We start from the raw sequence: 13,469 nt of genomic DNA, 5'->3' as shown, positions 1-13,469 counted from the left end.
CATATAAGGTTTGTTTATTTCTGTTTAGCAATAATGCTATTTAGTTATAATTCTTTTATGTACCCAAAGTTTAGATGCTTTTATAAGCAATAAGATCAGGTTAAAAACATAAGTGCCAGAGGAGTAGAGCTCCTTCCAGCACTTACAGAATTATTTACTTACAGATAAATTTCACTGTACGGAGTGTCTTACCGTCCTTCTTGACATTCACGACGTAAACGCCCTGAACACCAAGATGGAGACGTACAGACTCTGCACCATTCACTGAAACAGCCTTACTTGCAACCATCTGACCATTGGTAGAGAATACCTGAACAAGGTAGTTGCCCGGTGTCTCAACATCAAACAATACGTCACGGTCGATAGCGTAAACCTTCATGTCAGCAGCCTCAGTGCCGTTGATACCTGTTGGATCAGCCTTCACCTTAATTACCTTGAAGGTACGAGTGTCAGAACCGTGAGCATTGGTCAAGGTCAATGTAACCTCATAGTCACCAGCCTTAGCATACTTCAACTTCGCTGTACCAGCCTGATCGTTACCTGACTGTGAAGTGATAGTAGCCTTCTTAGCTGTCCACTCTGCAGTAGTTGTCACTTGGAAATTACCAGAAACGAATGCACTACCAGCATCATAAGTTGGAGCATCTGGAACAAGCGTTGTAACACCCTCACCAGTACCTGCCTTCAACTCACCGTGAGCAATCTTAGCAGTACCAACCTTACTTGCGAAGTAGTGGTCTGCAGCTGCATCAGACTCGAAGTCCCAGTAAGCCTTCATACCTGCATCTGTAGTAGCTGTAGACATCATTGTTTTTGTAGCCTCAGCCTCAGAGATAGCCTTGTCGAAGAACTTAACATCATCAACAGTACCATTAATAGCAGCTGCTCCGGCACGACCAAAGCCAATACCGAGAATATTCTCTTCCCACCATGCATTGTTTGCAAAACGAGCTGTATTAAGACCATCGCCCTGCTGACCATTATACTCCCAGTTATGAGCCTTAGCAGCCTTACCATTGATATAAACCATAGGCTTGGTATCTGTACCGTTACCTTCCATAGCCAAAACGAAGTGTGTCCAAGCACCCGGAACGAAGTCAACCTTCCAACGCTGCTTGTACTCCTTAGCACCACCAGCATTCTTCTCACGGAGTGTCACCTCATAAACACCTGTGTTAGGATCGTATGTAGTCCACATAGAACCCCAGTTATTCTGTGGCCAGTCAGTACCAGGATGACGCATATCTACAATCTGAGTACCACCAGTGAAGCCATTGAACTTAACCCAGAATGCGAGTGACCAAGCCTGATTGTTCTTGCTTGTATTATTAAAGCCGAGCTCAGAAACCTTAACACCTACTGGTTTCTCAAGGAGTTTAACACCTCTTGAGCCTGAACCGTCAGCCTTCTTACCCTCGTACTTCATTGTTACCTCCTTATTGGCAACAACCTCAATGCTTGTCTCGCTATCATCAGCTGTCAGCTTATTGATGTGAGGAACAGCACCTACTGCATTAGAAGTAATCTGAACATAGTTAGAGTAAGTTACTTCCTTGTCTACACGACCAGAAGTTGAAGCTACCTTACCATTGAGAATGAGGTTATAGAAACCTACATTAGCAATGCCAGTCACCTTAATCTCTGTAGCGTTGTTTGCCTGAGCAACGACGTTACCAGAACCATCAACAATCTTCCAGTTACCAGCCTCGTGACGTGGGTCAACATAAGCGATAGTGAACTCCTCGTTTGGCTTAATCACAGACTTGTCTGCCTTGATTTCGTCGTTGTAGTCATAGTTTGTGAAGATTTCGTGATCCTCGCCCCAAGCGATAGCACTTTCCTTCTTCATATCAAGAGATACTGCAGACACACCGAACTTAACCTTGCCCTGACCCTTGAGGTCAACAGGAACAGAATAGAACATACCTGCCCATGAAGTGGTTACACCCATGAGGATAGGCTCCTTGCCCTCCTGCTGTGCCCAGAGCTTAAAGAGAGAAGTCTTCACGTCTGTGTTGTAGCAAGGCTCGCCCTTTGCCTTAGTGTTAGGCATGTTGAAGATAATCTTAGCATCAACGCCATTCTTTGCAGCGTGCAACAAGGTTGTCTTTACATCGATTGGCTGTGCTGGAGCATCGAAGCTACCACGAACGATTGAGAACTCACCGAGGTAGAGATTCAAGTCGGCAGCATTCTCCATCTTGAGTGCAACGAGTGCAAGTGTCTTACCGTTCAAGTCGCCACCAACAGTGATAGTCTTCTCAACCCACTTATCCTCATCAGCCTCATCAGCAGTTGTCAATACTGGATAAGCCTTCTCTGCGTTTACATTATCTTCTGTAGCGAATACCAAAGAAGCATCAGCCTTACCACCCTTAACCTTATAACGGAAGGTGATAACGTCGCCTGTCTTCAAAGCATACTTTGTCTTGAAGAGGTGGAGATACTCCTTAGGAGTAGAACCATGTACACGAACAGTAGAACCACCCATGTAAGCATCGTCCCATACGAACTCTGCATCAAGACCAGTTGCAGGAACATCAGCCGCGGTACGACCGAGCAACTTGCTTGCAAACCACCAACGCCATGTTGGCAAGTAATCCTGTACACCTACGTTAGCCCATGGGCGATCGTTCTGACGAACACCACCATAGTTGAAGAACTTACCGTTACCGAGGTTGAAGTAAGTAATCAATGGCTCCTGTGTCAAGTCCCAAGACATAGAACTACGTGCGGTCATCATAGCTGACATACCGTGGAAATCTGTGTTATCAGCATTGTACTGCATGCTGTGTGAAATCTCAGGAGTAGTAACAGGGTTACGTGAACCGCTTGAGAACCAACGTTCTGTACGCAACATATAAGTACGCTGCTGTGTCTCTGGGTCACTACCCTTCTCACCACGACTCTCAAAGAACATGTTCTGTGAGTGAGCACCCCAAAGACCGATTGAGATTGGGTACTTCTTCAAAAGCGGCCAACGTACAGTACTATATGTTTTTGGTTCGCCTCCCTGCATATTGAAACCTGCGTAGAGGTCCAATGGGTTACGGTGAAGTTCCTCAGCCTTAGCTACTGAATTCTCCAATAACCAAGAACGGTTCCAGTTATAGTTGAAGAAAAGGTCTGCAGCCTCGCTACCACTTTCACCGAAGATAGTCTTGTTATGATCGCCCAGACCTTGGTCGAAAGTAACACGACCTTGATCATTAGTACCATCATACCAAATATTTTCAAAAATAGGATTATAAGGTCTGATTGCTTTGTTGAGTTTTACGTGGAAATCTCTAACTGCTTTTGTAACACGACCTGCAGTATAATACTCAGAAAACTCAGAGTTATAACCGAAACCGTCATAACCGTAGTACTTCATATAGTCAGCTACAGTCTGAATATCAGAACCTGCGAGTGTAGTCAGTGATCTACTCCACTCACCTTTAAGCTGACCATCAGGAATACCAGCAACAGAAGATACAGCTACACCATTCTTATGTGCAACGTCCAACAAAGCTGCAGGAATACGACCTAAGCCGCAGTTCCAGTCACCCCAGTGAGTTACGTAAGGCCACATTGAGAATACCTCAGAGTCGAAGACACCATCAGGGAGAGCGTTCTTACTTGGCACGTTCCATGGCAGCCAAGCAAGGAGCTTCTTGTCGTTTGTCTCTGTAAGGTCCGTACGAACCTGTGTTCCTTCGTAACGGAAACGCTGCTTTGGTTTTACACGAGAGATGAAGAAGTTATCATCATCATTGATTTTAGGGTTAGACTTTGACCAACTGCGAAGTTTGTTTGGAAACTGCAGAGATTCAAAGCCCCACTGAATATAGTTGCTCTTAAGTTCCTGCGCCATCAAAGTAGATGGAATCAGGCAGCAACCAAAAAGAAGTAAATGAATTCTTCTCATAATTGATTTGGGTTTTGTTATTGAATAATTGTAAATCTAATTACGACTTATACCTGCTTTCTCCCTTTAAGGAGTATAGCTTATGTCCAAGGACAAGATTCTAAAGCAGTGCTGTCTGCTCTTATTTCCCACATGAGTTATTCACTATTGACTTACAACGTAATCCTAATGAATTCCTCTTACCGTCTTCATCTGATGTGCTAACGCCCCGCACGTGTTGTGCTAATGGTAAACACCACTCGTGTTGATGCCTTATAACTTTTCAAAATGTAGCTTGGCTATGAGTAATTAGTTGTTAAAAGACAGCTAAAAACTTTACCTATAAAAGCGGAACAAGGTTACCCGACTCGATGAAATCAAGCCAGATAACCTTATTCTTAAGAGATTACTTATTACTTAATAGTAACTTTCTGTGTACGGATAACATTATTGTTCTGCATCTTAACGAGGTAAACACCTGCTGGCAACTCATTTGTGTTGAAAGACTTTGGATTAACCAAGCTCTTCACAGTCTGACCATCAACAGAGAATACCCATGCACGCTCAACATTCTCGAAGATTACCTTACCACCAGCAACTGTGAGCTGTGAAGCAGCACCTACACCAGCTGATGCGATGTTAGTAGAACCGCCCTCGAGCATCTCTGGCTGTTCAGCTTCACCCTTATCGTGAGTATCAGCCTTAGCACCACGACCTGGATTTGTACCTGTGATGGTTACACCGAAGTCAATAGCGAAGCCCTTGTTAAACTTACCTGTTGGTGTTAAACCACCCTGGAACCATGCATCACAGAATACGAGACGGATACGGCTCTTACCTGGCTTAGCATCATCAGGCACTTTGAATGTGTATTCATTCAGCTGCTGAACTTGTTCAGGAGATCCTGCACGAACCTTTCCGAAGAACAAGATACACTCACCAGCTTCTTTATTTTCTGTTATTTTATCAGGATTAAACTGGTAATCACCATTCAAGTCCATCCACGCCTTACCCATACAGTAGCGGAGGTCATCATGGCTGTGATCTATGCCATCAAATGCTTCATGACCCTTAATCTTAACAGTAACAGTAGTACCCTGTTTAACTTCCAATACCTGATCAGTTGCATCAACATAGTTTTCCTTGTTTCCTGCGGGTCCCTTTGCTGTGTAATCAATATTCTTGGTACCACCTTCTGTCTGGAATTTCTCTACATAGCGAATCTTTCTTGCAGTTTCAGCACCAGCAGCAGACTCGTCAAGTTCAACCTTGCCATACTCTTCCTTCTTAGGCTCTGGCAATTTGCTTTGGTTAGCACGTGGAACAGCAACCCACTGTATCTTTGAATAAGTCTTCAAGTCGGTACTTACTGAACGAACACCAATGAATGGTTTGTCATTAACATCTTTGAACTGGATGTTAGGGATGTAAGTAGCCCACTGTGAAGTACGACCTACCTCAGAAACCTTACCATTCTCACCATTCTTATAGAGTATCTCGAAGTGGTCGATGTTAGCCTCGTCATTGTAAACAGTCGGCTTGTCACCGACCTCCTTATCAATTCCCCATACTGCCTTAACAGAGAGAGAAGACTTTGTCTCTTCCTTCACCTGGATAGTCAAATCCTTAACAGCTGCAGGAGTAGCCTGTACATCGTCATTCAACTCAATCTTACCAACGAGAACGTTATAGTTAGCATCTGAGTTCTTCACACGCAGACCGATACGCTCAATCTTCTGGCCAGCAGTAATATCGTTCAGCTCAACCTTTTTCTCTGCCCAGTTTGCGTTCTCAGTGTCACCCAGTGCGTAAGCCTTCCATGAACCGTTTACACGAACGATGAGAGAGAGTTTGCTCTCAGTTTCACCCTCTTTGCCAGTCTTGATAGCCACCTTTGCTACCACCTTACCCTTTGAAGGAGTTAGGTTAGTCTTAAAGAGAATGACGTCTGTACCATTGGCATTGTTTACACCCTTCAGACGCAGACAAGCGCCACCCGTGTAAGCATCCTCATTTGTCAATGAAGGCTGTACTGCAGTACTTGCAGTTTCCGTATTCTCGTTAACAACCATCCAACGATAAGTTGGAACAACGTCCTGGCTACTCATATTATACCATGAACCAGCTGTTCTCTTACCCTTATAGTTGTAGCGATCACCATTACCCATATTAAAGTGGGTCGCGAATGGAAGGTTACCAGAGATAGCAGTACGCTCTGGAATCCAAGATGCAAGACCAGCGAACTTGCTCAATGCGGGTGTGCTACCCTGTGCCTCCATTTCGTTACCAGTGTCACTGATTGCAGGACGAGACAATGGGTTACGATTACCACCAGAGAAAGCACGCTCAAGAGATGCCTGATAGTTACTCATACGCTCCATTGCGTCACCACCTGTATTGTAGCTCCAGAAACGACTTTCAGCATGCTCACCCCAAAGACAGATACCACAACGCTTAGCATCCTCATTCTTGTTAAGTCTGCTCCATCCTCTGTTCATGGTTACAATCCATACACCTGCATAAAGCCCGTCAGCAGAACCCATCGTTCTTTCAGCTTCCTTTACAGAGCTGTCCATATACCAACTGAAGTCATTATTTGAATAATTTAACATTAATTCGGAGATTCGCTTATCCTTTCTTGGTCCCCATATATGATCAGAATTATGCTGAGTCAATCTTGAGCTATTCGTATAGTACATGACCTTGAAGTCATCAAATCCTTCTTCTTTCGCTATCTGATAAAGCTCTTGATGGAATGCGATATTGTCTGCCTTTGTATAATTGCTTGTGCTCTCCCAGTTATAATTAATACCATCAAAACCGAGGAAGCGCATACAGTTGATGAGCGGATGTGTATAAAGGAACTTGCCGTTAGCATCCTTTTGCATGATAAAGCTTTCCCAGCTATCTGCAGCACCACCTGTTGTATGATCGAAGAACTTAATACCAGCAAAGATGCTTGTACCGTTACGGTGAGCAGCATCCGCCCATGAACCTGGAGCTTGGAACAAACCATAGTTCCATGCACCGAAGAGGTTGGTATAGTTCCACATTGAAAAGTTATCATTAGCAAATGTGCTTGAAGGATAACCACCGAGATTCTTACCTGCACCACCAGGAATATTCATAAAGAGGTTACGATTCTCGTAGGTGTCTTTGATAAGACGGTCAGCACGTGACTCAATAGCACGCTTCTTTACGTGGGTACGGATAAACTCAACCTCATCCTTGATACCCCATGCTTTAAGGTCAGCGTCAGTAGGATACTTACGTCCCTGCTTTATAAGCTCTGCAAAATGCTTTAGCAAAGTCTGGTCACCAAGTTTAGAAAGGTCATAAACCTGCGTAGAAGCAGTAGGAGACATCTCTGTCTGTGCAGCAGCACCCATTGGTGACATAGCCAACATAGCAGCTACTACCCACGCACTAAGAGTAATTCTTTTGTTCATAAAAATGTTTATTTAGTTATTTTATTAAATTGGTAATCCCAGTAGTGAAAAAACTACTCTCTCCACCACTGGGATTAAACTCTATTCTAATTCAAAAACATCGTTTAGAAATTTGATGTAGTCTTATCCCAGAAGAGACGAGTTGCCATCTTGTCAGGACCGCCCAACGCTGGGATACCAGTGTTGTCAACATCCTGCTTGGTAGCAATGTCCTGTGTACCTGGGAAAGGCAGACGGTGCATGATGTCACCAGAAGAGAGACTACCATCAGCCTCATCGATATTCAGGACATTTAACTTACGTGGATAGCCTGTGCGACGAAGATCGTTCCAAGCCTCGAAACCATTAGGATAAGTTGCAATATACTTCTGGGTGATAATCTTCTCAAGCTTTGTCTCCTGTGAATCGCTATCGTTCCATTTTACACCGATAGTAATTGGAGAAGCAGCATCAGGCGTATCACCTGTAGGATCCTTGTAAACGTAAGCTACAGGGTTCTCCTGTGCCATGTAGGTATTAATCCATGCGTCATACCAGTTAACACCAGTTGTACCATCAGGAGCAGTACCATCCATTGACTTCATCTCTGGGTCCTCACAGTTACCATTGCGGATACCAAGCTCATAGAAGTGCTGTGCGCTACCACCCATGTTCCAACCACGGAGTGCACCCTCAGCACGGAGGAAGCAAACCTCTGCATACTTCATAATCTCCAGTGGTGCATTGTCGAAATATTGTGCACTCAATTTACTGAAAGCGATATACTGGTTCTCGTCATATCCCTGACCTTCACCAGGGTGTGTACCTGTACGGATACCACAGATACGTGTGCCTGCTGCCGTAATCTCACCTGTCTTATTGTTTACAATCTGGTTAGAGTTCTTCTCAAAGAGATACTTCAACCATGGATGATTAAAGCTCTTGAGGATAATTTCCATTGTTGCACTCATACGCGCATCACCCCAGTTTTCAACTCCTGGCAATGGGTGAGAGAAACCTAAAACACCTGGACGGATAGATACCTCCTGGCTTACGTTCTCGATAACGCCATCAGCAACAGCCTCTTCAGCTAATTTCTTTGCACGAGCAGGGTCACTCTTAACCATGTGCATAGCAAGACGAAGCTTGAGAGAGTTAGCAAAGCGTGCCCAGTTCTTCATTGTACCATCAGAAACACCACCCTCATTCATCACGAGGAAGCGAGACTTGAACTCTTCAACGAGTTTCTGCTTGTAAGCAGCTGGTTTCTGATCAAAATAATGGAAGCAAGCAATCGCAGTGTCAAGGTTATTGATAACATCATCATAGACATCTTCAACCTTATTATAAGTATATGGACCTACCTGGAGGTTGGTCTTCAATTCACGGTAAGGCATAGGGCCATAAACATCGGCAACCTCAACAGCCTGGAAGTTGAAGAGTGTAAGGTAAGCAGCCTTCATCTCAGGGATAGCGTTTATCTTATCATGGTTAAGGATTGGCACCACTGCGGTCTTCATCTCAGTGAATGAGCCCCAAGCACCACCATAGCACTTCTGGTCAATAGCATAAGAAGATGCAAGACGAATCTTAGAATACTGGAAGAAGGTATGAGGAATAACTGTATATTCAGCATAGTTGTCAACACCGAGAGAGTACTGATACTGATAAGCATGAGCACCTGGGTGCTCACCTCTCTTACCACCACGCATAGAGAACTGACCGCCTGCACCAGCATCAAGAAGATCCTGCATCGCTGTCATAGCCTCGCCAGCTGCTGCAGCGTCAGCAGCCGTACGATAAGGAATGCTGTCTACCACACCACGAGAAGTAACTTTATCAACATTCTTGGTTGTAGAGTTGAACTCATCACCAGGATTGTCATAATCGAGACAAGATTGTAGTCCCAGTGTAGGCAATGCCATCGCCATGAGTACGATTATATGTTTACTTTTCATTGTCTTATTTCTTTAGATTGTTTAATATTGAATTACCTTTTCTTCACTACAACCTTCAGGTTTAGAAGTTAGCCTTCAGTGAGAAACCGAATGAGCGTGAAGATGGCATATTGAAGCTCTCAAACGCTCCGAGACCATTCTGTGTAGACAGAGATACGTCTGGGTCTGTTGGTGCATCCTTGTAGATGAAGAACAAGTTACGAGCGATGAATGAGAGGGTCAAGTTACGGTTCTGACCGAAGAGGTCACGGAAGGTATAACCCAATGAAAGTTCACGCAGACGGAAGTTTGTTCCGTTGTAGAGATAGCTTGATGGGTTGCTTGATGCACCAAGTGCCTGATAATAAGACTGGATAGGAACAATTCTTCCGCTACCATCGTTAAGAACCATACCCGGAACATTACCATAGTCAGAAGCAACAATGTTATTCTTCTCAGCATTTAGACGAGCCTCAGCTGTACGCTTAGAAGCACCAATATAGTCAAGATAAGCTTCTGTCAGAGAGAGTACCTTACCACCGATACGACCATTGATGAGGAATGAAAGCTGGAACTCCTTATAGTTAAAGGTATTGGTCCAACCCATCTGCCACTTAGAGTTCATGTTGCCAAGGAAGCGATCGTTAGAACCAGTCTTGTCAAACATTGGCTCACCCTTAGCGGTCAGCTTGATATGTCCTTTCTCGTCACGGAGGAAATCGCCAGCATAGATGTCACCAATAGAGCCACCTTTCTTATAGATGACCTTAGCCTCACCGACCGTCTGCTGATACTTACGTGATGTACCATCCTTGTCATAACCAGTCTCAAGAATCTTGTTATCATTAAATGAGAGGTTATAAGATGTACGCCAACGGAAGTTTCTACCGAACTTGAAGTCATAACCGATAGTTGCCTCGAAACCAGTATTGCGAACCTTAGCAGAGTTCAACAGCTCTGTGTTACCACCGAGAGAACCCAACTCCATGTAGAGGTTCTTCACAATTGTATTATAGAAGGTGAAGTCAAAGCTCAAACGGTTGTTCAAGAACAATGACTCAATACCTGTCTCGAATGAACCAGTCTCCTCTGGTACTGGTGAGAAGTCGAGTAGCTTATTACCTGACAATGCACCAGTCTGAAGGTTACGACTCATTGCACCGTATGCCTTGTTAGGAATAGAGTTACCTACTGAAGAGTAAGAAACACGATACTTCAAGAAGTTAAACCAATCTGGCAACTTAACCAACTGGCTAACTATAGCATTCGCACCAACACCGAAGTAGCCATAGTTATCGGTATTAATTTTACCGAGCTGCTTGAAGTAACGGAAAGGACGATACCAGTCACGACGATAAGATGCATCGAGGTAAATAGTCTCCTTCCAACCTACCTGACCTGTGAAGAGATAAGAACGGTCCCAGTTAGAGCTCTTGTCTGTGTTTGTTACACCGTAGCCACCTGCACTGGTATCAAAGTAGTTGACCAATGTTGGGAGCTTACGCATAAGGCGATCATAGTAAGTAGCGACAGCATCAGTACCCTTATACTCTCCCTTAACGGTGTGACCTACGAAACCTGCAGTTGCAGATACAGAGTAGTCACCCAATGTCTTGTTATATGACAAGAGGTAGTCAGTATAAAGTTCTGTGGTCTTGTCATCTGAATCCCAGAAGTGTCCATAGTCATCCATTGAAGCAGGAAGGAAAGTTGTAGCGTAACGTGTACTACGACTCTTATAACGCAACTGGCTATAGTTAACGCGTGCTTGGAATGTCAAGCCGTCATAGATATCAACGTTTGCCTGCAAGGTTCCAAAGATACGGCTCTCCTTCTGCTGGCTGTTAGCCATGTTCAGCAACCAGTATGGGTTGTTGTTTGGATGAGAGAGGAATGCCCACTCCTGTTGAGGACCTGTCAGGGTAGTGCGTGCACCTGATGTCCATGTAAAGTTAGAACCATTAAGCTTATAATAAGATGACGGGTTTGACAACCACTTACCCTCAGCATTTATATAATGATTACGGTAGTAATCCATGTCGATATTCTGTGGTGCAGTGTAGAGATGGTAAAGGGGGTTACCAACTGTACCACCACCAGGACGGTTCTTCGTCTTAGACTCAGTATAATTCAATGAAGCATCAATGTGGAGACGCTTGAAGAAGTTATATGTCTGACGGAAACTGATTGAGTTACGGTTGTAAGAGTTGTTACGCATCATACCTGTTGCATGGCTATTTGCCAGAGAAACGTATGTGCGTGAAATCTCTGTACCACCTGACAGCGAGATAGAGTTGTTGGTTGTCACACCTGTACGGAAGAAGTCTGCCACATCATCGCCAGCATGATTACGGAGGTAAACATTATGACGACGTGCCATAATAGGATTCTTCTGTGCATCAAGACCGATCTGCTCCTCAGGATAACCTACCCAACGCTCATCCAGCGGAGAACGTACGACGAGGTCGTTACTTGAGCGATCAGCAAGCTTGCCTCCCCAGTTGTTCAATGATAACGCACCAGTTGTTGCATCAACTGTTGAACCGTAAACTTTCTGAATCTTTGGAGTCAATAATGGTGAGTCGAAAGTGACGTTTGATGTAACGTTGATATCAACCTTACCCTCACGACCCTTCTTTGTGGTAATCATGATAACACCATTGGCTGCACGTGAACCGTAAAGCGCAGCAGCGTTAGCACCCTTGAGGACGTTGATTGACTCAATATCGTCTGGGTTAATCAATGACAATGGGTCAGAACCCTCAGACATACCTGTTGAACCGAAGCCCTCGCCACTCATATCCTTCTGACCACGAATACCGTTACTCATTGGCACACCGTCAACAACGATGAGAGGAGAACTGTTACCGAGGATAGAGCGGTTACCACGAAGAACAATCTTTGAAGCACCACCAGCACCACCAGCACTTGGCGTAATAGTAATACCTGCAACCTTACCCTCGAGTGAGTTAGCAGCATTAGGGTCCTGCACTTTCATGAGGTCTTCTGCCTTCACCTGCTGGGTAGCATAGGTAAGAGACTTCTCCTTACGCATAATACCCATAGCGGTAACAACGACCTCGTTCATGGTGTTAGCTTCCTCCTTCAATGTAACATTGACTGTGCCCTTACCACCAACAGGGATGGTCTGTGCAGCATAGCCGATGTAAGAGAAGACGAGCTTCGCGTTAGCTGTGGTATTGAGGGTATAGTTACCATCAATATCCGTTACTGTGCCATTGGTGGTACCCTCAACGAGGATAGTAGCACCAATAAGCGGTTCGCCGGTTGAGTCAACGACACGACCGGTCACTTTGTGATTGCCATTCTGCTGTACAGACTGCACTGCAGCTTTAGCGTTTGTACCTGCGTAGACACCTGTAGGCGCCAATGCCAATGATAGAGCAAAGGCAGCCGAGAAGTACAGATGCTTCTGCTTTGATTCTTTAAAGATTCTCATCAGGTTTAGGTTTTAAACTTTTAATTTATTTATTTTCCTAATTTTATTTCAATTGATTTTGGATAATGCCAAAGGCTTCATCTTTATACAGCCCTATATAATAAGGTGTAATTGACTTGGTTTTTTGTTTATATCCTTTAGGCACATTATTATGTATTACCATCTTTAACTCGTGGAGTTTTATCTGAAGAATGTGTCAACACTTAATCCTCTGATAGTAAAGATGTTAAATCTTGTTCAGTTCACAATTCATAAAGTTGCGCCTGAGGGCATCTACAAAACAAACAACTTTAATATTAATAATACTTACTTTAATGTTGATATTTAACATATATAAACATATAAAGGGCACGACACCGGCATCCCCTCCCCCAACCTGCCCCCCATAGGGAGGGGAGTGAAATGCGAGATACCCAAAAATTAAGGGAATAAAGCTAAAGAACTACGAATTGCAAGAAAAGCCTCACCCCCTTACCCCTCTCCGATTGGAGAGGGGAGTAATTAGCGAGATACCCCAAAAATTAAGAGAATAAATCTACAGAACTAAGAATGTCAAGAATGAATGTATAAAAGAGTCGGTGACAGGACAAGCAACTTGTTTACTCGTTAACCCGTTAACAGAAAGATTAATCTATAAATATAAAGGAGTTTGAGTTAAACAAGCTTCTGTACACCTTCGGTTTATTCTTAGTATTACAACGTTTTGCTCACAATTCACCCCCTGTCATCCATAATCATAGTGAATTTAACCCTCCGCA

General features: G+C 44.1%; 4 protein-coding genes. All 4 read right to left on the bottom strand.

Annotated elements, in window-relative coordinates:
• Positions 1–154: 154 nt before the first annotated feature.
• Complete coding sequence (locus tag J5A56_RS03235; protein ID WP_036919715.1) at positions 155–3,907, bottom strand: endo-beta-N-acetylglucosaminidase; 3,753 nt, start codon at positions 3,905–3,907, stop codon at positions 155–157.
• A gap of 392 nt (positions 3,908–4,299) precedes the next feature.
• Positions 4,300–7,335, bottom strand: coding sequence for an endo-beta-N-acetylglucosaminidase (locus J5A56_RS03230; protein ID WP_021671779.1), 3,036 nt, complete (start codon positions 7,333–7,335; stop codon positions 4,300–4,302).
• A 104-nt stretch (positions 7,336–7,439) separates the two neighbouring features.
• Positions 7,440–9,272, bottom strand: a complete 1,833-nt coding sequence (locus J5A56_RS03225) for a SusD/RagB family nutrient-binding outer membrane lipoprotein (protein ID WP_021671778.1) — start codon at positions 9,270–9,272, stop codon at positions 7,440–7,442.
• Positions 9,273–9,333: 61 nt separating this feature from the next.
• Complete coding sequence (locus J5A56_RS03220) at positions 9,334–12,711, bottom strand: SusC/RagA family TonB-linked outer membrane protein (protein WP_021671777.1); 3,378 nt, start codon at positions 12,709–12,711, stop codon at positions 9,334–9,336.
• Positions 12,712–13,469: the final 758 nt, after the last annotated feature.

The sequence above is a fragment of the Prevotella melaninogenica genome (assembly GCF_018128065.1).
Classification (GTDB): domain Bacteria; phylum Bacteroidota; class Bacteroidia; order Bacteroidales; family Bacteroidaceae; genus Prevotella.
Note: the sequence above shows the minus strand (reverse complement) of the source record. Positions and strands in the feature narration are given on the sequence as shown.

Bases quoted from the DNA above. Each gene is read 5' to 3' on its own strand.
- J5A56_RS03235 (WP_036919715.1), bottom strand. From the start codon at position 3,907: ATGAGAAGAATTCATTTACTTCTTTTTGGTTGCTGCCTGATTCCATCT.
- J5A56_RS03230 (WP_021671779.1), bottom strand. From the start codon at position 7,335: ATGAACAAAAGAATTACTCTTAGTGCGTGGGTAGTAGCTGCTATGTTG.
- J5A56_RS03225 (WP_021671778.1), bottom strand. From the start codon at position 9,272: ATGAAAAGTAAACATATAATCGTACTCATGGCGATGGCATTGCCTACA.
- J5A56_RS03220 (WP_021671777.1), bottom strand. From the start codon at position 12,711: ATGAGAATCTTTAAAGAATCAAAGCAGAAGCATCTGTACTTCTCGGCT.